General features: G+C 70.9%; 22 protein-coding genes and 2 pseudogenes. 10 read left to right on the plus strand and 14 right to left on the minus strand.

The window, feature by feature from the left end; translation table 11 throughout:
- Positions 1-687: 687 nt before the first annotated feature.
- From IO29_RS29650 to pstB, 6 genes are all read left to right on the plus strand, one after another.
- The gene (locus IO29_RS29650; RefSeq protein WP_030383062.1) at positions 688-2919 is read left to right on the plus strand and encodes an RNA degradosome polyphosphate kinase; all 2232 of its coding nucleotides are present in this window, start codon (positions 688-690) and stop codon (positions 2917-2919) included.
- A gap of 934 nt (positions 2920-3853) precedes the next feature.
- The gene (locus IO29_RS40425; RefSeq protein WP_051707995.1) at positions 3854-4807 is read left to right on the plus strand and encodes a CHAD domain-containing protein; all 954 of its coding nucleotides are present in this window, start codon (positions 3854-3856) and stop codon (positions 4805-4807) included.
- A gap of 325 nt (positions 4808-5132) precedes the next feature.
- Positions 5133-6263 (plus strand): phosphate ABC transporter substrate-binding protein PstS, encoded by a 1131-nt coding sequence (gene pstS / locus IO29_RS29660; protein ID WP_030383060.1) that lies wholly within the window; start codon positions 5133-5135, stop codon positions 6261-6263.
- A gap of 118 nt (positions 6264-6381) precedes the next feature.
- Positions 6382-7440, plus strand: coding sequence for a phosphate ABC transporter permease subunit PstC (pstC, locus tag IO29_RS29665; RefSeq protein ID WP_030383059.1), 1059 nt, complete (start codon positions 6382-6384; stop codon positions 7438-7440).
- Positions 7437-8495: a phosphate ABC transporter permease PstA gene (pstA, locus tag IO29_RS29670; RefSeq protein WP_030383058.1), complete on the plus strand. Its 1059-nt coding sequence runs from the start codon at positions 7437-7439 to the stop codon at positions 8493-8495. Before pstC ends, pstA begins: the two co-directional genes overlap by 4 nt.
- A 39-nt stretch (positions 8496-8534) precedes the next feature.
- A complete protein-coding gene (pstB, locus tag IO29_RS29675; protein ID WP_030383057.1) occupies positions 8535-9311 on the plus strand; it encodes a phosphate ABC transporter ATP-binding protein PstB in 777 nt (258 codons plus the stop codon).
- A 189-nt stretch (positions 9312-9500) separates the two neighbouring features.
- Here the strand turns inward: pstB and IO29_RS29680 are convergent, their stop codons facing one another.
- Positions 9501-10499: an inorganic phosphate transporter gene (locus IO29_RS29680; RefSeq protein ID WP_030383056.1), complete on the minus strand. Its 999-nt coding sequence runs from the start codon at positions 10497-10499 to the stop codon at positions 9501-9503.
- A gap of 9 nt (positions 10500-10508) precedes the next feature.
- On the minus strand, positions 10509-11129 hold the full coding sequence (locus tag IO29_RS29685) for a DUF47 domain-containing protein (RefSeq protein WP_030383055.1): 621 nt from the start codon (positions 11127-11129) through the stop codon (positions 10509-10511).
- 293 nt (positions 11130-11422) lie between these two features.
- Between IO29_RS29685 and IO29_RS29690 the strand changes: the two genes are divergently transcribed.
- Positions 11423-11815 (plus strand): metal-sensitive transcriptional regulator, encoded by a 393-nt coding sequence (locus tag IO29_RS29690; protein ID WP_030383054.1) that lies wholly within the window; start codon positions 11423-11425, stop codon positions 11813-11815.
- A gap of 31 nt (positions 11816-11846) precedes the next feature.
- Here the strand turns inward: IO29_RS29690 and IO29_RS39125 are convergent, their stop codons facing one another.
- From IO29_RS39125 to IO29_RS29715, 6 genes are all read right to left on the minus strand, one after another.
- Positions 11847-11996 (minus strand): hypothetical protein, encoded by a 150-nt coding sequence (locus IO29_RS39125; RefSeq protein WP_199806976.1) that lies wholly within the window; start codon positions 11994-11996, stop codon positions 11847-11849.
- A gap of 124 nt (positions 11997-12120) precedes the next feature.
- Positions 12121-12954: an SCO4651 family lipoprotein gene (locus tag IO29_RS29695; RefSeq protein WP_030383053.1), complete on the minus strand. Its 834-nt coding sequence runs from the start codon at positions 12952-12954 to the stop codon at positions 12121-12123.
- A gap of 441 nt (positions 12955-13395) precedes the next feature.
- A complete protein-coding gene (locus IO29_RS29700) occupies positions 13396-14082 on the minus strand; it encodes a phosphatase PAP2 family protein (protein WP_030383052.1) in 687 nt (228 codons plus the stop codon).
- A 367-nt stretch (positions 14083-14449) separates the two neighbouring features.
- Entirely contained in the window at positions 14450-15451 is a 1002-nt protein-coding gene (locus tag IO29_RS29705; RefSeq protein ID WP_030383051.1) for a bifunctional lytic transglycosylase/C40 family peptidase, read from the minus strand.
- Positions 15452-15526: 75 nt separating this feature from the next.
- Positions 15527-16318 (minus strand): trypsin-like serine peptidase, encoded by a 792-nt coding sequence (locus tag IO29_RS29710; protein WP_030383050.1) that lies wholly within the window; start codon positions 16316-16318, stop codon positions 15527-15529.
- 30 nt (positions 16319-16348) lie between these two features.
- Positions 16349-16690, minus strand: coding sequence for an ATP-binding protein (locus IO29_RS29715; RefSeq protein ID WP_033226785.1), 342 nt, complete (start codon positions 16688-16690; stop codon positions 16349-16351).
- Positions 16691-17000: 310 nt separating this feature from the next.
- Here IO29_RS29715 and IO29_RS29720 point away from each other — a divergent pair, with 310 nt between their 5' ends.
- From IO29_RS29720 to IO29_RS29730, 3 genes are read left to right on the plus strand one after another with little or no spacing between them, the layout of a single operon-like run.
- Positions 17001-17846, plus strand: coding sequence for a helix-turn-helix domain-containing protein (locus IO29_RS29720; protein WP_030383048.1), 846 nt, complete (start codon positions 17001-17003; stop codon positions 17844-17846).
- An 11-nt stretch (positions 17847-17857) separates the two neighbouring features.
- A complete protein-coding gene (locus IO29_RS29725) occupies positions 17858-18052 on the plus strand; it encodes a DUF397 domain-containing protein (protein ID WP_030383047.1) in 195 nt (64 codons plus the stop codon).
- Positions 18045-18314 (plus strand): DUF397 domain-containing protein, encoded by a 270-nt coding sequence (locus IO29_RS29730; protein WP_030383046.1) that lies wholly within the window; start codon positions 18045-18047, stop codon positions 18312-18314. Before IO29_RS29725 ends, IO29_RS29730 begins: the two co-directional genes overlap by 8 nt.
- Positions 18315-18414: 100 nt before the next feature.
- Here the strand turns inward: IO29_RS29730 and IO29_RS29735 are convergent, their stop codons facing one another.
- The 6 genes and pseudogenes from IO29_RS29735 to IO29_RS38690 form a co-directional block, all read right to left on the minus strand.
- Positions 18415-18819, minus strand: a complete 405-nt coding sequence (locus IO29_RS29735) for a peptidase inhibitor family I36 protein (protein ID WP_030383045.1) — start codon at positions 18817-18819, stop codon at positions 18415-18417.
- 468 nt (positions 18820-19287) lie between these two features.
- Positions 19288-19823, minus strand: a pseudogene (locus tag IO29_RS37225) (GNAT family N-acetyltransferase).
- Between the two features lie 154 nt (positions 19824-19977).
- Positions 19978-20823, minus strand: a complete 846-nt coding sequence (locus IO29_RS29745; protein WP_234316396.1) for a hypothetical protein — start codon at positions 20821-20823, stop codon at positions 19978-19980.
- A 37-nt stretch (positions 20824-20860) separates the two neighbouring features.
- A complete protein-coding gene (locus tag IO29_RS29750; protein ID WP_234307691.1) occupies positions 20861-21502 on the minus strand; it encodes a hypothetical protein in 642 nt (213 codons plus the stop codon).
- Positions 21503-21553: 51 nt separating this feature from the next.
- Complete coding sequence (locus IO29_RS29755; protein WP_037840647.1) at positions 21554-22471, minus strand: hypothetical protein; 918 nt, start codon at positions 22469-22471, stop codon at positions 21554-21556.
- Positions 22468-23605: pseudogene (locus tag IO29_RS38690) on the minus strand (hypothetical protein); the annotation flags it as partial. The pseudogene IO29_RS38690 and the gene IO29_RS29755, both read right to left, overlap by 4 nt.

The following is a 23605-nucleotide window of genomic DNA, read 5'->3' on the forward strand; positions in this document are numbered from 1 at the left end:
CCGAGAAGATGCCCAACACCAGGCGAGATCACCCAACGTAACGAAGCACTACTAGGGCCTGTCGTTTGGATCAGCCCGCAGACGCGGGGTCTGGCACGCACATCTGCCGCGTTGTCGTCGGTCGCCGACTCCCCCAAGCTCTCGGCTCCGCTCGAGCAGGGGGCACCCCCACCGCGTCGACTCCCTCCTCCGCCTTGCAGCTGCACGCACCAGACCCCGCTCACCGGCATTGCAACGGCGCCCTCGGCCTTCTGCGACCTGATCCAAACGACAGGCCCTAGGCCCTCCCATCAAGGGCGCCCCGCAGGGGCGCCCTCCAGGGGCGCGGGGCCGTATCAATGTGCGGCTCCGCCGCGAGGGCGCGACCAGCCCCCACGCCCCCGCACCCGCCGGCGCCCCAACGCCCCACCCCGAAAGGCGCCCCGCGAAGGGAGCGCACCCCCGACCCCGGCAGGGGAACCGCCCCCCGCCGGAGGCCCCCCGGTATCCCGCACGTCATGTCGCCGTAACCAGTGATTCAGCCGGCCTTGCGACGCTCGGCCAATGCGACCCGCCGTGCCCGAACCCACGCCGCCCCCCGCGCGGGGGGCACGTACGGGGAGAGAGCGTCCCGCCGACGCCCTCCCACCTCCCGTTTCTCCTGTTTCCGACGCGCCTGTTCCGCTCCGTACGCGGAAGAATGGCTCCATGAGCCAGCAGAACGCCCAGGCACCGGTGGCGCACGCACAGCAGCCCTCCGTCGGGTCCCTCGCCGCGCACCGCCCGCACACGGTCGCCGCCACGGGCTCGAATCTGGAACCCGATCTCGATGCCGATCTCGACGTCTACGAGGACTCGGCGGACGGCGACCAGCTGCCCCAGGGCCGCTTCCTGGACCGGGAGCGCAGCTGGCTCGCGTTCAACGAACGGGTGCTCGAACTCGCCGAGGACCCGGCCACGCCCCTGCTGGAGCGGGCCAACTTCCTCGCGATCTTCGCCAGCAACCTGGACGAGTTCTTCATGGTCCGGGTCGCGGGCCTCAAGCGCCGCATCGCCACCGGCGTCGCCACCCGCTCCGCCTCCGGCCTCCAGCCCCGCGAGGTGCTGGAGATGATCTGGGCCCGCTCCCGCGAGCTCATGGCCCGGCACGCCGCCTGCTACCACGAGGACGTCGCCCCGGCCCTGGCCGACGAGGGCATCCACCTGGTGCGCTGGAGCGAGCTGACGGAGAAGGAGCAGGCGGGCCTGTTCACCCTCTTCCGGCACCGCATCTTCCCCGTGCTCACTCCGCTGGCGGTCGACCCCGCGCACCCGTTCCCGTACATCTCCGGGCTCTCCCTCAACCTGGCCGTCGTCGTCCGCAACCCGGTCTCCGGGCACCGGCACTTCGCCCGCGTCAAGGTGCCGCCGCTGCTCTCCCGCTTCCTGGAGGCCTCCCCGCAGCGGTACGTGCCCGTCGAGGACGTCATCGCCGCGCACCTGGAGGAGCTGTTCCCGGGGATGGAGGTGCTGGAGCACCACGCCTTCCGCCTCACCCGCAACGAGGACCTGGAGGTCGAGGAGGACGACACGGAGAACCTCCTCCAGGCGCTGGAGAAGGAGTTGATGCGGCGCCGGTTCGGGCCGCCGGTGCGGCTGGAGGTCGAGGAGTCGATCGACCGGTACGTACTGGACCTGCTGGTGCGGGAGTTGAAGGTCAGCGAGGCCGAGGTCTACCCGCTGCCCGGCCCGCTGGACCTCACCGGACTGTTCGGCATCGCGGCCCTGGACCGGTCCGAGCTGAAGTACCCGAAGTTCATCGCCGGCACCCACCGCGACCTTGCCGAGGTCGAGTCGGCGTCCGCGCCCGACATCTTCGCCGCGGTACGCGAACGGGACGTGCTGCTGCACCACCCCTACGACTCCTTCTCCACCTCCGTGCAGGCGTTCCTGGAGCAGGCGGCGGCCGACCCGGACGTCCTCGCCATCAAGCAGACGCTGTACCGCACCTCCGGCGACTCCCCCATAGTCGATGCGCTCATCGACGCGGCCGAGTCCGGCAAGCAGGTCCTCGTCCTGGTCGAGATCAAGGCGCGCTTCGACGAGCAGGCCAACATCAAGTGGGCCCGCAAGCTGGAGGAGGCCGGCTGCCACGTGGTGTACGGGCTGGTGGGCCTGAAGACCCACTGCAAGCTCTCCCTCGTCGTACGGCAGGAGGGCGAGACGCTGCGCCGCTACTCGCACGTCGGCACCGGCAACTACCACCCCAAGACCGCACGGCTGTACGAGGACCTGGGGCTGCTCACCGCGGACCCGCAGGTCGGCGCGGACCTCTCCGACCTGTTCAACCGGCTCTCCGGCTACTCCCGCCGCGAGACCTACCGGCGGCTCCTCGTCGCCCCCAAGTCGCTGCGCGACGGGCTGGTCTCGCGCATCGACAAGGAGGCCCAGCACCACCGGGCCGGGCGCCCCGCCTACGTCCGCATCAAGGTCAACTCGATGGTGGACGAGGCGGTCGTCGACGCGTGCTACCGGGCCTCGCAGGCCGGCGTACCGGTCGACGTGTGGGTGCGCGGCATCTGCGCGCTGCGCCCGGGGGTGCCGGGGCTGTCGGAGAACATCCGTGTCCGCTCCGTCCTCGGCCGCTTCCTGGAGCACTCCCGGGTGTTCGCCTTCGGCAACGGGGGCGAGCCGGAGGTGTGGTTCGGCAGCGCCGACATGATGCACCGCAACCTCGACCGCCGTATCGAGGCGCTGGTCCGGGTCACCGACCCGGGCCACCGGGCGGCCCTGAACCGGCTCCTGGAGACCGGCATGTCCGACACGACGGCCTCCTGGCACCTCGGCCCCGACGGCGAATGGACCCGCCACGCGACCGACCCGGAGGGCCAGCCCCTGCGAAACGTCCAGGAGACGCTCATAGACGCCCGGAGGCGCCGGCGTGGCACAGCAACACCCTGACCCGACGACACCGGGCGTCCCGCCCGACCACCGGCCGGCCGCCGGGCCGGTCCCGGCCGGGGGTGCCGCCCCGGGCACCGTCGGCGGTCCGGCCCCGACCCGCCCGGGCCCACCGGAGACCCCGGCCGACGCGAGCGTTCCGGCCCCGACCGACGGGGCGGCTCCGGCCAACGCGAGCGTCCCAGCCCCGGCCGACGGGGCCGTTCCGGCACCGACCGTCGGAGGCGCACCGTCCGGCACGGCCGGAGGGCTGCTCCCGGCCCGCTCGGGAGCCGGCCTCCGGAGCGTGCCGGGCGGGCAGGCGCCCGGTGACCGCGTGCCCCGTGACCGCACGGCGGGCGAGCGGGCGGGCGAGACGCCGTCGCCGGTGCGCGGCACCGCGAAGCGGGGCCCCGCCGCCGGCCGGGGCACCACCGCAACGACGACGGACCCCGCGGCTGTCCTCGCCACCGCAACGACGACGGACCCCGCGGCGGCCCTCGCCACCGCACCGGCAACGGACCCCACGGCGACCTTCGCCACCGGACCGGCAACAGACCCCACGGCGGCCCCCGCCACCGCACAGACGACGGACCCCACGGCGGCCCTCGCCACCGCACCGGCAACGGACCCCACGGCGACCCTCGCCACCGGACCGTCGGCGAACCCCGCGGCGGCCGTCCTCGCCGCCGGACCGGCGGGGCGGCCCCCGGCCGGCCGGGCGGCCGGGCCGTCCGCCGCCTCCGGCCTTGGACCCGTCGGCCGTGCCGGGGTGTCCCCGGCCGCGGACGGTGACACGGACCGGCGAGCGGCAGCACCCTCCGGGGCACCCGGCGGCGCTGCCGGGCGCGCGTCGCTCGCATCCGGCGCCGGAGCACCGGACGCGGGCCGCGCCCCCGGCGGGGACGCGCTCGCCGCCTACCTCCAGGCGCAGGCCACCGAGTTCCTCCGCTCGCTGCGGGCCCACCGGGAGAGCGGAGCCGGGGGCGGCGGCGCCCCCGAGGAGTCCGCGGAGGCGGTCCGCGCGCTCAGGCGTTCCGCACGGCGGATCAGCGGAACGCTGCACACCTTCCGGCCACTGCTGGACGCCGACTGGTCGGAGACCATGCGTCCCGAGCTCGCCTGGCTCTCCGGCACCCTCGCCCGCGAGCACGCCTACGCCTCCCGCCTGGAGCACCTGCTGCTCGCCCTGCACCGGCTGTCCGGCGCGGCGCCGGTCCCGGCCGCCGCCGGGGTGGGGGCACGTACGGCGGGGGCGGACACACCGGCGGGGGCGACGATGCCGGCCGCCCCCGACCGCGCCGGCCTGACCGTCGGCGCGGCCAAGGCGGGCGCCCTGCTCGACCGCCAGCTCACCCTCGCCCGCACCCGCGCCCACTCCACCGCGCTCCAGGCCCTCGGCTCCGGCCGCTTCCACGCCGTCGCCGACCGGGTCGCCTTACTGGCCAGCGAAGTGCCGCTGTCCCCCGCCGCGGCCGACGCCGGTCTGCGTCCCCTGGCCAGCGCCGCCGAGGAGCGGCTCACCGACGCCGTCGCCGCCCTGCCCCTGGTCACCGCCGGCCACCCCTACAACGCGGCGGCCCTGGTCCACGGCCTCGCCCCGGAGACCGCACCGCAGCCGCAGGACGCCCCCTGGCACCAGGTCCGCCTCCTGCTGCGCCTGCACCGCTACGCCCGCGAGGTCCTGACCGGCGCCCCCGCCGACGTACGCCTGCGGGCCGCGGGCCAGGCCCTGACCCGCCACCGCGACGCCTCCGAGGCCGCCGCGGCGGCGGCCGCCGCCGCCCGCACCCCCCGCATCGCCCCCGCCACGGCCTACGCCCTCGGCGTCCTCCACGCCGACCAACGCCACGAGGTGGAAGCCGCCCGCTTCACCTTCCACCAGGCCTGGCAACGCCCGCTTCCGTAGCGGGGGGGGCGCCCCGTAAGGGGCGCGGGGAACGGCGCGACCAGCCACGTCAGCCCCGCACCCGCCATACCCACCCGAATCCCCCGCCCGGAAGGCGCCCCACGGGGCTGGGGATCCATCCCCCGCCCCGCCCGCAGGGGTTCACCCCCCGTTCACCCTCACCCATCGCCCCCTTCACCTGTTCTGCCTAATTTCGGCCTTACCCGGTGCGAAGCGCCACGCGAAGACGGCCCCCGCACCGACGATCACAAGCCGGCCCCACCTGGCCCGGACCATGACGTCGCACGCCGCCCCCAACGGCGGCTCCTGGAAGGAACTCCCGAAAGTGAAGCTTCAGCGCAAGAACCGGCTGCGCGCCCTCTCCCTCGGTGCTGTCGCCGTCTCCGGCGCCCTGGCCCTGACGGCGTGCGGCTCCGACGACACGGGCTCGAACGGCACCGGCGACGCCTCGACCGCGGCCAACGCGAGCAGCATCAAGTGCGACGACGCCAAGGGCCAGCTCCAGGCATCCGGCTCCTCCGCGCAGAAGAACGCGATCGACGCCTGGGTCAAGCAGTACATCCAGGCCTGCAAGGGCGTCCAGATCAACTACAACCCGAGCGGTTCGGGCGCCGGCATCACCGCCTTCCTCGGCGGCCAGACCGCGTTCGCCGGCTCGGACTCCGCGCTGAAGCCGGAGGAGGTCACCCAGTCCAAGAAGGTGTGCTCCGGCGGCCAGGCCGTGGACCTCCCGATGGTCGGCGGCCCGATCGCGGTCGGTTACAACGTGCCCGGTGTCGACAACCTCGTCCTGGACGCCCCCACCCTCGCCAAGATCTTCGACAGCAAGATCACCAAGTGGGACGACGAGGCGATCAAGAAGCTCAACCCCGACGCGAAGCTCCCCTCGACGAAGATCCAGGCGTTCCACCGCTCGGACGAGTCCGGCACCACGGACAACTTCACCAAGTACCTGATCGCCGCCGCGCCCGACAACTGGAAGTACGAGGGTGGCAAGGCCTGGCAGGCCAAGGGCGGCCAGTCCGCGCAGGGCTCCTCCGGCCTGGCCCAGCAGGTCAAGCAGACCGAGGGCGCCATCTCCTACTTCGAGCTCTCCTACGCCGGTGACGGGATCAACACCGTCAGCCTGAAGACGGGTGCCGCCGACCCGGTCCCGGCCTCCGTCGAGAACGCCACCAAGGCCATCGGCGCCGCCAAGATCACCGGCACCGGCAGCGACCTGGCGCTGGAGATGAACTACAAGCCGACCGAGGCCGGCGCCTACCCGCTCACCCTGGTGACGTACGAGATCGTCTGCGACAAGGGCAACAAGTCGGACACCCTCCCCGCCACCAAGTCCTTCCTCAACTACATCGCGTCCGAGGACGGCCAGAAGCTGCTGGCCGACGCCAAGTACGCGCCGATCCCCGACGAGATCATCACCAAGGTCCGCGCGACCATCTCGAGCCTGAGCTGACCCCAGCCGACCTGAGCGTGCGGTCCACCCCCCGGGTCACCAGGGGGCGGACCGCACCGTCCGGTGCACCGCCGCCCGGAACCGCCGTCCGCGACGGTTCCGCAGACCGGAGATCCTCATGGACACCACCACACAGAACACCGAACAGCCCGAGCAGCCGGGCAACACCGCGCAGCCCGGGAACTCCGAGAAGCCCCCACCGACCTCCCCCCCGGCCCCCGCGACCGCCGAGGAGAAGCGCGCGAGCCGCGGGGCCACCCGCCCCGGCGACCGTGTCTTCCTCGGTCTGTCCCGCGGTTCCGGCATCTTCCTGCTGGTGATCATGGCCGCGATAGCGGCCTTCCTCGCCTACCGCGCGTCCATAGCCATCAGCAAGGACGAGGGCAACTTCCTCACCACCCTCGAGTGGAACACCAACGTCGACCCGCCGGTCTTCGGCATCGCGGTCCTGGCCTTCGGCACGGTGATCTCGTCGATCATCGCGATGGCCCTCGCGGTCCCGGTCGCGGTCGGCATCGCGCTGTTCATCACGCACTACTCCCCGCGCAAGATCGGCGGGGCCCTCGCCTACGTCATCGACCTGCTGGCCGCCGTGCCGTCCATCGTCTACGGCCTGTGGGGCGCCCTCGTCCTGGTGCCGCACCTGGAGGGCCTGTTCGGCTGGCTGGACAAGTACTTCGGCTGGACGGGGATCTTCGAGTGGCAGCAGGGCGCCCCGCGCTCGCTGCTCACCGTCGGCATCCTGCTGGCCATCATGATCCTGCCGATCATCACCAACGTCAGCCGTGAGGTCTTCCGGCAGGTCCCGCGGATGCACGAGGAGGCGGCCCTCGCCCTCGGCGCCACCCGCTGGGAGGTCATCCGCATGTCGGTGCTGCCCTTCGGCCGCTCCGGCGTGATCTCCGCCTCGATGCTCGGCCTCGGCCGCGCGCTCGGCGAGACGATGGCCGTCGCCACGGTCCTCTCCCCGACCTTCAAGATCAACGCCAGCCTGCTCGACCCGGGCGGCGGCACCTTCGCGCAGAACATCGCGAGCAAGTTCGGCGAGGCCACCGACACCGGCCGGGACGCCCTGATCGCCTCCGGCCTGGTCCTCTTCGTCATCACCCTGCTGGTCAACGGCGCGGCCCGCATGATCATCGCCCGCCGCAAGGAGTACTCGGGGGCCAACGCATGAGCACCGCACCTGTCACCGCCGCCACCGCGCCGAGCTCGCTGCGCGGCGCCCGGCTGCCGAAGTGGTCCCCGTGGGCCATCGCCGCCGGCTCGGTCGTCGTGGCCGTCGTCCTCGGCCTCGTCGCGGGCATGGACAACTCCGCGCAGCTCGGCCTGATCGCGGCCATCCTGTTCGTCCTCGGCACGTACGGCATCGCCGCCCGCGTCGAGGGCCGCCGGCAGGCCAAGGACCGCGTCGCCACCAGCCTCGTCTGGGTCTGCTTCCTGCTCGCCGTGATCCCGCTGGCCTCGCTGCTGTGGGAGACGGTCCGGCAGGGCGTGAAGGTCCTCGACTTCTACTTCCTGTCCCACTCCATGGGCGTGGTCGCCGACACCGAGACCGGCGGCGGCATCTACCACGCCATCCTCGGCACCCTGGAGCAGGTCGGCCTCGCCACCGTCGTCGCCGTGCCGGTGGGCGTGCTCACCGCCGTCTACCTGGTGGAGTACGGGCGCGGCAAGCTCGCCCAGGCCGTCACCTTCTTCGTCGACGTCATGACCGGCATCCCGTCGATCGTCGCCGGCCTGTTCGTCCTCAGCTTCTGGATCCTCATCCTCGACATGGGTTACTCCGGCTTCGCCGGCTCGCTCGCCCTGGCCATCCTGATGATGCCGATCGTGGTCCGCTCCACGGAGGAGATGCTCAAGCTCGTCCCGAACGAGCTGCGCGAGGCCTCCCTCGCGCTGGGCGTGCCGAAGTGGCGCACCATCCTCAAGGTGGTCCTGCCGACGTCGATCGGCGGCATCACCACGGGCATCATGCTCGCGATCGCCCGCATCACCGGGGAGACCGCCCCGATGCTGCTGCTGGTGTGGGGAACGAACTTCATCAACTCCAACCCGTTCAAGGACCCGCAGGCGTCGCTGCCGCTGTACATCTACCAGCAGTACGCCAACAGCTCGGGTTACGGCGCGGCCTACGACCGTGCCTGGGCGGCGGCCCTCACCCTCATCGCGATCGTGATGATTCTCAACCTGGTGGCCCGCGGCATCGCCCGCTGGAAGTCCCCCCGCTGACTGACCGCCCACACGAGACCGGAAGCGAAGTACGAAATCATGGCCAAGCGAATCGATGTGAGCGGGCTCACCGCCTTCTACGGCTCCCACAAGGCGATCGACGACATCTCGATGACCGTCGAACCGCGCTCGGTGACGGCGTTCATCGGCCCCTCGGGCTGCGGGAAGTCCACGTTCCTGCGCACGCTGAACCGGATGCACGAGGTCACGCCCGGCGGCCGGGTCGAGGGCAAGGTGCTGCTGGACGGCGAGGACCTGTACGGCACGGGGATCGACCCGGTGTCGGTACGGCGGGACGTCGGCATGGTGTTCCAGCGCCCGAACCCCTTCCCCACGATGTCGATCTTCGACAACGTGGCGGCGGGCCTGCGGCTGAACGGCAGCTACAAGAAGTCCGAGCTCGGCGACGTCGTCGAGAAGTCCCTCAAGGGCGCCAACCTCTGGAACGAGGTCAAGGACCGCCTGAACAAGCCGGGCTCCGGCCTCTCCGGCGGCCAGCAGCAGCGGCTGTGCATCGCCCGCGCGATAGCGGTGGAGCCGGACGTGCTCCTGATGGACGAGCCCTGCTCGGCCCTCGACCCCATCTCCACCCTCGCGATCGAGGACCTGATCAGCGAGCTGAAGGAACGCTTCACGATCGTCATCGTGACGCACAACATGCAGCAGGCGGCCCGTGTCTCGGACCGCACGGCGTTCTTCAACCTCGCGGCGGTGGGCCAGCCCGGCAAGCTCATCGAGATCGACGAGACCGAGCGGATCTTCTCCAACCCGTCGGTCCAGGCGACGGAGGACTACATCTCCGGCCGCTTCGGCTGACCCGCGAACCGCTCGCGGTGCTGCATGGCGGTGCCACCGCGAGCCAAGGGCCCGCCCCCCTCGGGGGACGGGCCCTTTCACACTTGGGGGGCGCGTTGTCGGCCGGCGGTCGGCGGGCGTCGTTCGCGCCCGTGCGGGGCGCGGGGAACCGCGCGAGAAACCACGAACCCACCCGCACCCAGCGGAGCGCTACAGCACCGCCAGGTCGACCACCCAATAGCTCAACGCGGCGACAGCCCCGGCAGCCGGCATCGTGATGAACCACCCCAGCACGATGTTCTTGGCCACCCCCCACCGCACCGCGTTCACCCTCCGGGTCGCCCCGACGCCCATGATCGCCGACGTGATCACATGCGTCGTGGAAATCGGCGCCTTGAACAGGAACGCCGTCGTGAACATGATCGACGCCCCCGTCGTCTCCGCCGCGAACCCCTGCGGCGGATCAAGCTCGATGATCTTCCGCCCCAGCGTCCGCATGATCCGCCAGCCACCCGCGTACGTCCCCAGCGACAACATCACCGCGCACACGAGCTTGACCCACACCGGAATCGGATCGCCGTAGTCCTCGACATCCGCGATGACCAGCGCCATCACCACGATGCCCATGGTCTTCTGCGCGTCCTGGAGACCATGCCCCAGCGCCATCCCCGCCGCGGACACCGTCTGCGCGATCCGGAACCCCCGCTTCGCCTTGTGCGGATTGGCCCGCCGGAAGATCCACATGATCGCGGTCATCACGAGATAGCCGACGATCAGACCGACGATCGGCGACAGGAACATCGGGATGACGACCTTGTCGAGCACCCCGTTCCAGTAGACCTTGATCCCCCCGGCCAGCGCCGCCCCGACCATCCCGCCGAACAACGCGTGCGAGGAGGACGAGGGCAGCCCGAAGTACCAGGTCACGAGGTTCCACACGATCGCGCCGACGAGCGCGGCGAAGAGGATCCCCATCCCCTTCGACCCCTCGGGCGTGTCGATCAGCCCCTCACTGACCGTCTTGGCGACCCCGGAGCCGAGGAACGCGCCGGCGAGGTTCATCACGGCCGCCATCGCGAGCGCGGCACGCGGGGTCAGCGCCCGCGTCGACACCGAGGTGGCGATCGCGTTGGCCGAGTCGTGGAAACCGTTGGTGTACGTGAAGAAGAGCGCGACCGCGACGGTCACGATCAGAGCGAAGGTGTCCATGGACGCGCCTCAGGACTCCTTGACCGCAATGGTCTCCACGGTGTTCGCCACGTGCTCGAAGGCGTCGGCCGCCTCCTCCAGGACGTCCACGATCTGCTTCAGCTTGAGCACCTCGATGGCGTCGTACTTGCCGTTGAAGAGCGTGGCCAGCAGCTTGCGGTGGACCTGGTCGGCCTGGTTCTCCAGCCGGTTGACCTCGATCCAGTACTCGGTGAGGTTGTCCATGGTCCGCAGGTTCGGCATGGCCTCGGCGGTCAGCTCGGCCGCCCGCGCCAGCACCTCGATCTGCCGTTCGACGCCCTTGGGCAGTTCCTCGATGTTGTAGAGGACGACCAGGTCGACGGCCTCCTCCATGAAGTCCATGATGTCGTCCAGGGACGACGCGAGGTTGTAGATGTCCTCGCGGTCGAAGGGCGTGATGAACGAGGAGTTCAGCTGGTGGAAGATCGCGTGCGTGGCGTCGTCACCTGCGTGTTCCGCGGCCCGCATACGCTCTGCGATCTCGGCCCGGGCGGAGGTGTCCGCCCCGAGCAGTTCCATCAGGAGCTTCGAGCCCGTGACGATGTTGTCCGCGGACGCGGCGAACATGTCATAGAAGCTCGTCTCCCTGGGGGTCAGACGAAAGCGCACGTGGGGTCCTCGGGATGCTTCGGTTTCGGTCAGGCTGATGCTAGGCGCATCATCCGGCCACGGCTAACGGGCCGTCCCCAGTGTCGCCCATTCGAACACCGTGCTCGGCACGGGGGCGGGTCCTTGAGTACGGCCGGGCGTACCGGCCAAGCGGTCTCTACCCGGCGGAGTCCCGTACCATATACGGGCGGGGGGTATATGCGGCATAACGTTGCACTTCCCGCCCGTTTTCCCCTCCCTCCGGCCCTCTTCCCTTTTCCCTCTGCCCTCTCTTCCCTTCCCAGGAGGACGCGATGACGACCCCGCCCCCCGAGGCCGGCCCGCCGGCGCCCTCCACGACGACGGTGGCGGACGCGACGGCGCAGGGTGCGGCCACGCCCGTGCTCACGGACCACGACCGCGGCATCCACGGCTACCACAAACAGAAGGACGAGCACCTCAAACGACTGCGCCGCATCGAGGGCCAGGTCAGGGGCCTGCAACGGATGGTCGACGAGGACGTCTACTGCATCGACATACTCACCCAGGTCTCCGCCTCGACGAAGGCCCTCCAGTCCTTCGCCCTCCAGCTCCTGGAGGAACATCTCCGGCACTGCGTCGCCGACGCGGCCCGCAAGGGCGGCGACGAGATCGACACGAAGGTGGAAGAGGCGACAAAGGCGATCGCACGCCTGCTGCGCACGTAGGGACGGGGGGCGGGGGGGGGCGAAGCCCCCGTCAGTCCCAGTCCCCGGAGTCCTCCCCGACCCGCAGCACCCGGTCGATGCTCTCGAGCGACAACCGGTCGCCCCGCGCCGCGGACGCCGCGATGATCAGCTCCCCGCACAGCTCGATCTCGGCAAGAGCCACGTGGTCCTGAACCGCCATCCCACCGACCGGAGCCACGCGCATCACCTCTTCCTGCCGCCACCGACCTCCAAGAGTAGGGAGCGGCACACGCCCCGCGCATGGCACGGAAGGGCTAGTTCTCGCGCCCGTGCCGTGGCGCCAGTCACTTTTCGGCAATTTTCCCGTCGTAGATGTCGGCCCCCCGGGGCAGCCGCACGTCGACGTCCACCCCGAAGTCGTACAGCAGCGCCGTCGACGCGACCGCGACCGGGTCCTTGGACTGTCCGCCCACGAAGCTGAACCGGTGCCGGATCTTCCGGATCCGCCCCTGGTCGTCGAGGTACACGTCGAACGGCACCTCGGCGGTGGCGAACCCCTTGGCCGCCGCGGCGAGGGGCCCCCGGTTCACCGCGGAGGCGTCGCGCGCGGCGAGTGCGAGGTCGGCGGTGCCGCGGTAGTGCCGTACAGGGGTTCCGGCGACCTCGGTCCGCCCGACGTACGTCGCCGTACGCGCCCCGCGCAGCACCTCGGCCGCGGCGTACGGGTCGGTGACGCCGCCGGTGACGAGGTTGCCGTCGGAGAGGGTGCCGGTGTCGACCCGTACCCATTTGTCGGCGGGGACGCCGGCCCCGCGGTTCTTCATGAACAGCGCGCCGGGCGCGAGGAGTTCGGTGATGGGCCGGTGCTCGCGCGCGCCGGCGGGGTCCTCGGGGAGGAGCACCTTCAGCCGGCCGAGCCGCTCGCGGTAGTCGTACACACCGGCGCCGCGGATGGTGACGCGGGTGCCGCCGGTGGCCATCTCCATGGAGGTCCGCGCCTGGGAGGTGCCGGCCCGCACGAGCCGGGCGGCGGCTCCGTGCAGTACGGCGACGGTGTCACCGCCGGACGCCGCTTCCTGCGCCCCGGCGCGCTCACCGGAACACCCGCCCGCGCAGACCCCCAGGGCCGCGGCCACGACGACCGCCGCACTCGTCCGCCAGTGCCGCCGCGCCACCATCGCCGTTACCCCCAGCCGGGTCGGTCCCGTCCCTCCAGTCGCCGGGTTAACGAGAACCGGGGATCCCCGTCACGCGCCGGATAGCACGGGACACCCCCTGGGTAACGTGTTGACGTGCCGGAAGAACACCGCGACAGCGAACCCCACCGCACCACCACCGTCGAACAGGGCCGCTTCTGCGCAGCCCGCTGCACCTGCGGCTGGCGCGGCCCAGCGAGAAGAGCCAGAAGCCTGGCCAGAACAGACGCGGAAAACCACAGCGCCAACTAAAAAACCCGCGCCCCGTAGGGGCGCGGGGAACTGCGCGACCAGCCACGACGCACCCGCACTCCCCCACCCACCCCCATCCCCCACCCCCTCCGGGGGGCCTGGGGGCGGAGCCCCCAGGTTCAGGATGGGAAGGGTAAGGGCGGCGGGGGCGAAAAAACCCGGCCGCCCCCCCTACGCCGCCAAATCCCGCTCCCCCGCGACCTCCGCCGACGCCTCGGCCACAACCGCCCGCCTCCGCGCCCGCACGACCCACCCCACCCGGGGCGACCTCTCCACCACCCGCACCACCGGCGTCAGCAAAGCCATCGCCACCGGCGACAACAACAACGCCACCGCCGTCCCGAGCGCGAACCCGCCCACCACGTCGGTCGGATAGTGCACCCCCATGTACACCCGGCAGAACCCCTCGAGCAGCGCCAGCCCGATCCCCACCATCCCGAACCGCCGGTTGGCGACGAACAGCCCCACCGCGATCGCCATGGTCAGCGTCGCGTGATCGCTCACGAACGAGAAGTCGTTCTTCCCGTCGACGAGCACGTCGAGCCCGTCATGGTCGACGAACGGCCGCGGCCGCTCCACGAACCCCCGGATCGGCACGTTCACCAGCACCGCGATCCCGGCCGCGAGCGGCGCCCACACGAGCGCGGCCACGGAGGAGGCCGCCCCGTCACCACCCCGCCGGCGCACCCCCCACCAGCACCACAGCACCAGCACCACCATGGCGAGCAGCAGCCCGTACTCCCCGATGAACTCCATCACCCGGTCGAACCAGTGCGGTGCGTCCTTGGCCAGGCCGTTGATGTCGTACAGCAGCTCGACGTCGGGGTTCGACCCGGAGGATTCGGCGAGTCCAGCCATCGTGCAGCGGCCCCTTCGTCGTGATTGCCAGTCGCATCGGTGCGGCGGCGCCGTCCGCGCGCCTCCACGCACGTACACGCGTCACCGCGGGTTCCACCCCCGTGGCCGTAGAACGGACCGGGCCGTCTCCGTGGCCCCGCTCGTGCCGCGGCGGGATCCGCACGGATGGTTGCCGCTGTCTACGTGAACAAGGAACGCACACCGCTCTCCGGAACGTTCCACGTTCCACCGAATGATCACGCAGACGTTATCGAAGAGAAATGCGTCGCCGCAGCTCAGAAGGTGCGTACGGGGGACGGTATCAAGCCAGCCGGCTCCCGCTCGCCCTCCGTTCGGGTAAGGCCCGTATCCCCTCCGAGGTGCTGTTTCACACCGCGCTGGGGAGCGCTTTCGCGCCATCTTCGGTGACCCGGGTGGCGCCGAAGTAGTCAGGGGTGTCGATCGGATCGAACCGGATGACCGCCCCGGTCCTGGGCGCGTCGATCATGTACCCGCCACCGACGTAGATGCCGACGTGCCGGATGGCCCGGGAGTTGGTCAGATCGTCGGAGAAGAACACGAGATCACCGGGCCTCAGTTCGCTCCGTTTGGGGTGCGGTCCAGCGTTGTACTGGTCGTTGGCGACGCGCGGCAGCGTGATCCCGACCTTCTCGTACGCGGCCTTGGTCAGCCCCGAGCAGTCGAACCGCCCGCCGTCCGCCGCCGTTCCGTTGCCGCCCCACAGATACGGCGTCCCGAGCTTGGTCTGGGCGTAGTTGATGGCACCGGCGGCCTGCTCGCTCGGCTCCACCGCCGTCACGGGGGCGGCGAAGCTGTCGGCGAGCGTGGTGATCGTCTTGACGTAGTTCTGCGTCTCGGCGTACGGCGGCACGCCGTTGTAGCGGAGGACGGCGTCGGGACCCGCGTTGTACGCGGCGAGCATGTTCTTGGTGGGGTCGCCGGAGGCCGTCTTGACGTACTGGGCGAGCTTGCAGTCGTACGAGGCGGCCGACGGGATCGCGTCGGCGGGGTCCCAGACGTCGCGCCGGCCGTCGCCGTTGCCGTCGACGCCGTGGGTGGCCCAGGTGCTGGGGATGAACTGCGCTATCCCCTCGGCCGCCGCCGCACTCCGCGCCTTCGGGTTGAACCCGCTCTCCTGGTAGAGCTGCGCGGCGAGCAGCGCCGGGTTGAGCGCCTCGCACTTGTTGCCGTACTTCTGGACGAGGTCCTGGTACGCGGCCGGCACGGCCCCCTTGGCCAGGGCCACGACACCGGCGCCGACGCCGTTGGCCATGTTCCCGGCGACCATGTAGACGCCGACGACGAGCACCATGACGAAGCTGAGACCGCCGCCGGCGGCAACGGTGACCCAGACCCACGCCTTACGCACCGTCAACCGCCCCTCGCCGGTCGGAAGTCCACCGCCCGTCAGTTTAGAGGCGGGGCCGCGCCGAGGGAATGATCACTATTGCGCCATGACGGTCCGATACAGCCGCCCCGCGTCCCGGCCGAGGACGACGCTGTACGACACGTCCGCGGTGGCGCCGCCCTCCTCGTACCCGCCGATCACGCCGACGACGGCACCGGAGCGGTCCAGCCAGGGGCTGCCGCTGGTGCCACCGGTGAAGCCGGGGCAGTCGATGCGCCGCTGGGTGGGGCTGTGGGCGGTGGGGCGGTTGGCACAGACGATCGGTGCCTCCCGGGCGTCGGGGTATCCGACGACGGTGACGGGACGGGCACCGGCACCGGCACCGGCCGGGCGCCCCACGCCGAAGACGTTCGCCCCGACGACGTCCTCCACACCCCTCCCCGCGCCGTCGCTCTCCAGCACGGCGAAGGCGAGGTCGTGGTCCTCGTCGGCGCCGTCCGCCCAGGCGTCGTCGTAGAACACGTCCCGCACCTTCCACACCCCATGGGGCGCCCTGCCGTCCCGGTACCCCGGCGCGAACCACGTCGTCCCGCCGCCGTCCACGCAGTGCGCGGCGGTGACGACGAGGTCGTGGCGGGGGCTGTGCACGACGGAGGCGGTGCAGAAGTGCCGGCGGTCGGCGTCGAGGAGGACGCCGACGCGGTCGGCGCGCGGCGAGGGCGGGGCGGTACGGGTCACGCCGAGGCGCTGCCTCCCGGGCCCCTCGTCGGCGGCGGCGACGCTGACGGACGTGGCGGCGAGCAGCACCGCACAGCCGAGCAGGAGGTGCCGCGACCGGAAGCGGCCGGAGCGGGCGGAGCCGCTCGGCACACATCGCTGGCGCTTCATTTCAGCCAGGGGTACCCGGGGACCGGCCGGTCACACCCGGCACTCGGCCCACAGCAGCTTGCCGCCGTGCGCGGAGCCGAGCTCGCGGAGGGCGTAGCCGCCGTAGTCGTCGGCGCAGGCCCGTACGAGGTGGAGCCCGCGCCCGGACTCGGCACCCGGGCCGGGCTTCGGTGCCGCCCGCTCGGTGCCGAAGCCGGGCGGGAGCGCGGGGCTCCGGTCCCACACCCCGACGCGCAACCGCCCGCGCCCGGCGTCGTACCGGATGCGCAGGGCGTACTCCCCGTCGGTGTGCGTCTGCGCGTTGGCGAGCAACTCGGCGGCGAGCAGCTCGGCGGTGGGGACGTGCGGCTCGAGCCCATAACTCCCGAGCACCCGCCGCAAGGTGCAGCGCCCGATCCCGGGTGCCCGTGGATCATGCGGAAGATGGAGGGTGTAGGCCCAGGACGGCGCTACGGTTGCCATGAAAGTCTCCGATCACTGAGGGGAGTTGGTGAAGTGCGTACGGTGCGTGTCCGCGATGCCCAGTGACCTTCGCCGCTCCGTCGAGCGGGGCACTTCTGGGCGAGGCGCCTGAGAAAAACAGTAGCGGCAACTCTTAAGGTATTAGACCCAGATGCCCGAAGGGCTTTAGTTTTCATACGTGTGGGTGACCCGCGAGGGGTGGAGGAGACGAACGTTGGCCATGAGAAGCACGCCCACCGTGCGTCAACTGCGGCTCGGCGCCGAACTGCGCAAACTCCGGGAGCGCGCGGGCCTCACCTCCACGCAGGCCGCCCAGCTCCTGGGTATCAAGCAGAACCAGGTCAGCAACATGGAGGCCGGACGGCACGGGGTGAGCCCCGATCGTCTGCGCACCATCGCGTGCCACTACGACTGCTCGGACAAGGCCCTCGTCGAGGCCCTCGCCACGATGACCCCCGACCGCAGGCGCGGCTGGTGGGAGGAGTACCGCGAGATTCTCCCCACCGGGATGCTCGACCTGGCGGAGCTGGAGCACTACGCCACGCGGTTGCGCACCGCCGTGACGGTGCACATCCCCGGCCTCTTCCAGACCACGGAGTACGCCCGCGAGATCTTCCGCCAGGCGGTGCCGGAACTGCCCCCACCGGACGTCGAGCACCGGGTGTCGTTCCGAGTCAAGCGCCAGGGCGTCCTCTTCCGCGACAGCCCCACCCCGCACCAAGTGATCATTCACGAGGCCGCCCTGCGCATGAGGTTCGGAGGCGCCGACATCAGCCGGGCGCAGCTCAAGTACCTGCTGGACATGAACGAGCGGGACCACGTCCACATCCAGGTCATCCCGTTCGACGCGAACACCTTCCCGGGCTCGGGTCAGTCGATCTACTACGCCGAGGGTCCCGTTCCGCAGCTCGACACCGTCAACCTGGACCAGTCGCACGGCCCGGTGTTCCTCGACGCCGAGGCACAGCTCAGCAAGTACCGCGTACTGCTCGACCGTATGGAGGCCGCGGCGCTCACCTCCGAGGAATCGCAGAGGTTCATCCACACCATCCTCAAGGCCCTGTGAAGGAGCCCGGAATGCCCACACTCACCTGGCAGAAGTCGTCGTATTGCCCGGAAGGCAACTCCTGTGTGCACATAGCCGCCGATCCCGCCGGGGCCATCCTGCTGACCGAGAGCGGCGATCCCGCCGGAACCGTCATGACCACCCCCCGCCCCGCCTTCCACACGCTCCTCCGCGCCCTGAAATCGGAGGAGGCGAACCATGGCTGACGTACCCTCCGACCTCGTCTGGGAGCGGGCCGCGCCGCCGGACGACCCCGGGCCCGGGCCCTGGATCGAGATCGCGTACGGCGAGGGGTACGCGGAGGGCGATCCCGAGGCCCCCGTCCACCTCCGTGAGACCAGCGACCCGGACACCGTCGTCACGACGAACCGCCGCAAGTGGGAGGCGTTCGTACTCGGCGTCCAGGCGGGCGAGTTCGACCACTTCGTGGAGGGCGTCGAGGGCGTCGAGGGCCTCGGGGGCTCGTAGGGGCCGCACGTCCGGACGACTGTGCCGTCAGGGCCGTCGGCGAAACGCTCGACGGCCCTGACGTCACGTACACAGCCCCGATTCCGGCGCTAGTCCGGCTCTACTGGGGCTTGAAGGAGCGGATCTGGTAGTTGCCCTGGAGGTTGCCGCCCGCGTGGGAGGGGGTGGAGCCGACGCGGCCGTGATAGTTCGTGCGCGTGTAGTACTGCACACGGTGCCCGGTGTCGTTCCACACCGAACGCACGTTGTGCCCGCGCTGGATGAAGGAACAGTCGTCGGCGGTGTTGGCCTTCCTGGCCTGCGACCACTGACAGCGGGTGCCCCCGCCGTTCCAGTCGCTGTAGATGCAGAAGTATCCGGGCGTGCAGCGGTAGGCCGCCCGACTGCCGGACGCTTCGGGGGCCGCGGACGCGGTGGGTACGACGCCGAGGGCGGCGACCAGGGCCACCGCGGCCACGGCGAGCGAGCGGATAGGGGTGCGGTTGCGGTTGTGGTTGCGGCGCATGACACAGCTCCTTTTCCTCGTCGCCGGCGGGAGCGGCCACGCCGCTCCGGACCGGCTGAGCAGAACCGTTCGAGAGCAGGCAGAGGCACCGCGTGCCGAGGGCACGGGCGGTCGGCCTGCCGGACGCCGCCAGTATGAGTCGCACGCATACGCCCGTTTGGTGCGTATCCCTGCCGAATCACCCGATTGCCGGAGCGCCACGGCGTATGCGGCGTGGTATGCCCACTACCCGGTGCGCCGTTGTGCGCACTGGTGCGGCAAACCGCGCTCGCGGACGCCGAGTTCGGGCCGGACGGCCACGCCCTACCGGGCTCCCGCACCCCGGCCCACCGGACGGCGGCCCGGCACACCCGCCGCAGCGGGGCCGGGGCGACCTCGACCAGCACCTCGTCCGGGAGCGGGCCGCGCCGCCGGACGACCCGGGGCCCGGGCCCGAGGGGCTCGGCGCCCGGTGACGGCCGCCCCGGGTCAGGCCCGGCGCAGGTCGAGCATGCAGAAGACCTTGTCGTAGCGGCGCTCGCCGACCGCGACGAAGTCGGGGAGGCGGCCGTACTCGGTGAAGCCCAGTGAGCCGTAGAGCCGCAGCCACCGGCGTTGTCCCCGCGGGCGTCGAGCGTGAGCACCTCGATGCCGGCGCCCCGCGCGTCGGCGACGAGCGCGGCGGTCAGGGCACGGCCGACGCCATGCCCGTGGGCGGACGCGTCCACCGCGAGCTTCTCCAGGTCCGCGTGCGGCCGGTGCGTCGGGCGAGCGTACCGGCGCCAGTACCCCAGGCCGACGAGCCGCCCGTCGAGGAAGGCGGCACGCAGGGCCGCGTCGCCCACGCGCGCGGCGCCGAGCAGGTCGTCGATGAGGCCGGCGACCTCCTCCCGCCCGGGCGGCTCGACCCACCCCAGCGCCGCACCACCACGCACCAGGTCGGCCAGAATCCGGTGCGCGGACCCTACGAACCGCTCCCTCTCCCCAACTCCGGACACCGCCTCCGCCGCGTCCAGAACGGTCAACTCCTCACTCACAACCGATCCTCCGGTTCCCTTACTGAACACTCACGGACGGACTCAACGGACGGACCCGGGCGGCACACGCCGCTCAGTGGCTGTCCCACACGCCACTCAGTCGCTGTCCGCCGACGCCCACAGATAGCCGAGCAGCCCGCGCTCACTTTCCACGGGCAGATACCGGACTTCTCCCTCCGCCGTACGCCGGTAACCGATACGCCCGAAGCGCCGCGCTCAGCCGGCGCACCGCGTCCTCGATGAAGCGGGCTGCCTCGGCCGCTGTGATCTCGACGTGGTCGATCTCGTTGTGGCCGAGGTCGTACAGCCGCAGGTACTCCGTGGGCTCCCAGCGGAGGTTGCGCGTGAACGCCTCGTCGAAGGTCTCATCGTCGTCGGTGCGCCGCCGGACGAGGCCGCGCGGACGCTCGCGTGGGTGTCCCTCGTCGATCTTGGCGTAGTAGGTGAGGGCGCCCTCGCCGTCCAGCGCGTCCAGGGTGGACGGCGCAAGGGTGAGGAGGGGTGGAGTGGACAGGTTGCTCTCCACCGTGCCGAGCGGGACCATCACGCCGTTCAGATCGATGAATTGTTCGACGAAGTAGCCGCCACCGCGCTCGCACATCAGCAGCAGCGGCTCGTACGGCTCGACGGAGGGGCCGGACGGCAACTCCGTACCGGCCTCCCGCAGCGCGGCCCACCGGACGGCGGCTCGGCACGCCTGCCGCAGCGAGGCCGGGGCGACCTCGACCAGCGCCTCGTCCACTTCCGCGGCGAGCTCGGGCGCGAGGCCGACACCGGGGGCGACGCGCTCCGCCAGGTCGAAGAAGGGCCACCCCTCCCGGTCCCCGAGGGCCTCCGCCCACTCGGCGGTGCGCCGCAGATACTCCCGCATCAGCAGCGCCCGAGAACTGGCGTGCTCGTACGCGGCGGCGGCGTCGCCCCAGTCGATGCACCTCAGCCGTTCCAGAACGGCCCGGCACGACATTCGTCCGGAAGCCGGTGACCGCACGTCACTTCTCCTCGTCTCGGAACGCCACTCCCCCGTCTCAGAGCCGATCGGTGAGATCGGGCCCCTTTCCGTCGATCAGGTCGGGCATCTCGATCCCGTACCCCTCGGCCCGGCCGAAATACGTGGCATCGCCCGGCTCCGGCGCCACTCCGAGGAGCGATTCCAGTGCTTCGAGGGCCGAAGCGAGGCGCGGAGCGTTTCGTTTTTGCACATCCGGATGCGGAACACCACGGAAGTCGCAGTAGCCCCAGATGTCATGGAACACCGCCACTTCGGCGGCCAGGTGCCGCGCCTCGGGATAGACGGTCAGGACAACGAGATCCGATTCACTGCGCGCCGTCCCGTCGGCATCCAGCCATGTCCCCTTTCCCGAAATCCGGAGGGCACCGACATCGGCGTGGGGAAAAGCGACAGGACGGCTCTCGGCGATTCTCCGGGACAGTTCTTCCTTGTTCAGGGTCTCCCCCACGGAGAGCTCCGTGGTGATTCCCACGCTGCCGCGCCCCTTGACGAACCACTTCCACCGCAGACTGCTGGGCCGCAGCAGGTCGTGCTCCCGCAGCACGTCCGACATGCGCGCCGCCGTCATCAGCGCGGAGTCGAGGCCGGGAGGCGCGCATTCATCGAGCTCCCACTCCCAGGACGCGGATTCCTCGGGTGAACGCATCAGGGCGGGCATGTGCCTGCTGTCGGACGGGCTCAAGGGACGGATCCGCGTGGCACATGCCACTCAGTCACTGTCCGCCGACTCCCGCAGGACGTCCAGACGCGTCGTCCGCGGCGGTTCCGACGTCAGGACACGGCCGGCTCCTCCTTCGTCCGGCAGTCTCGAAAGCTCCTCGAACGCCGCTGCCGGGGACAGTCCCCGCGCGTGCGCCGATTCCAGACGCTCCAGCCACACCAGGCCGGCGTGGTAGACGATGTCGTCGCCCACGTTCACCGGTTCGAAGCTCGCCGCCTTCTCCCCGTCCGACGCCCACAGATAGCCGAGCAGCCCGCGCTCACTTTCCACGGGCAGATACCGGACTTCTCCCTCCGCCGTACGCCGGTAACCGATACGCCCGAAGCTCTCGGTCGGTTTCGCGAAATACGTCGGGTCGTCGGGGTCGGTCTCCGAATCGAGAACCTCGGCCAGCTCACCCAGCACGGCAGCGAGACGCGGTCCGTTCGCCGCGTACACCTCCGGCTGAGGCCGGCCTTTGAGGTCGTAAGGCAGCCAGACGTCCGCGAACGTCACCAGATCGACTGTCACGAACCCCGCGAAAGCCGATGCGCCGAGCAGGAAAAGGCGCTCGCTCAATTCCTCCGCGTGTCCGGTGACGACCGAACCGCCACATGTGACGGACGCGTCCACCGCGCCGATCTCCCCGGCACTCATGACGGCCCGGACCTGATCCGCCACCCGCGCGACGGTTTCTCCTGCGCCCGCGCCCTCCGTTTCCACCGGGATCTCGCCCCGGAAGAGGTAGCTGTTCGACGCTCCCGCTTCCTTGACGGACACCCGGAGACCGACCACGGTGGGCGCGAACCGGTGCCGTGCCAGTACGGCAAGGGCCGCGAGCGCATCACGAAGACAACGGGTCAGGTCGTCCGCGGTGTCGTCGTCGCGGCCCCAGGCCCAGCGGGCGACGGGCGTCGTCGCGATCACCGCGCACCCTCCGGGGTGAACTGACCGTCACGGGGAACGAAGATCTCCCCTTCCGGCGTACGAATGACGAACTGCACGTTTTTACCTTCGTAGCCTTTCTGCAACCGCCCGATCTGACTTTCCATGTCCGCCATCGACGCTTTCGTGTCGACGACGAACGTCTGGAAGTCGGCGTGCGAATCGGTGAGCTGACCGATCTTCTTGAACACGTTCCGTACGACCTTGCTCGCATCGGCCGGAGAGTCGGGACCGGTCATGTCCTTGAACTGCCAGCCATGAACCCGACCACTCGCGTCCCGAGCCATCAGATCCAAGTCGGTTCTCGCCTCGGTGAAGACGCCCGGCTTGATCTGGTGGCCGCCTTGCTTCACCTCGAACGAGATGTCGGTGATGCCGTCCTCGAAGAGTCGGTTGGCCAGGCGAATCTGCTCGCGCGCGCCCGGCAGCTCACTGGGTCGCGACAGGTTCGATACCACGTCCGAGAAGTTGGGAGCCTCCCTGAAGCGACCCGAGGCGATCGTATCCGCGATCTCCCTGCCTGCCGGGTCGTGCGCCAAGGTGTCGAGGATCGCCTCCACGTCACCGGGCTTGACCTTCGTACCGCGGATCTGGTCCCGGACCGCCTGCTCGACCTCGCCACCGCGTTCGAGCGGTCCCGAGTCGTCGGACGGCTTCTCCCAGCCGGGAGGATCGTCGTGGTGGGCTCCCGTGCCCGGCACATCGGATCCGCCCGGGCTCCCCGGTCCGTCGCCGACACCCGTGGGCCCGTCGGCCGGGCCGCCTGCCGGGGACGGCTCGTGACCGCCACTGCCCGGACCGTCGTGGCCCGTGCCACCGGGACCGTCCGAATGGCCACCGGGGCCGTCCGAGTGGCCACCAGGGCCGTCCGAGTGGCCGCCGGGGCCGTCCTTCGGCCCACCGGGCGTCTCGTGGCTCGCCGAGGGGCCGGGACCGTGCTCGTGGGCCGTGCCGCCGGGGAGGTTGTCCCCGGCGTGGACGACGGGGTGCTCACCGCCGGCGTGGACGACCGGGTGTTCGCCGCCGGCGTGGACCACTGGCGTGTGCGTGGCGTCGTCGCCGACGCGGCCGATGTCGCCCAGGTTGTCGTCCAGGCCGCTGCCGAGCTTGATGTGC

Source organism: Streptomyces sp. NRRL F-6676 (assembly GCF_000725625.1).
Classification (GTDB): domain Bacteria; phylum Actinomycetota; class Actinomycetes; order Streptomycetales; family Streptomycetaceae; genus Streptomyces.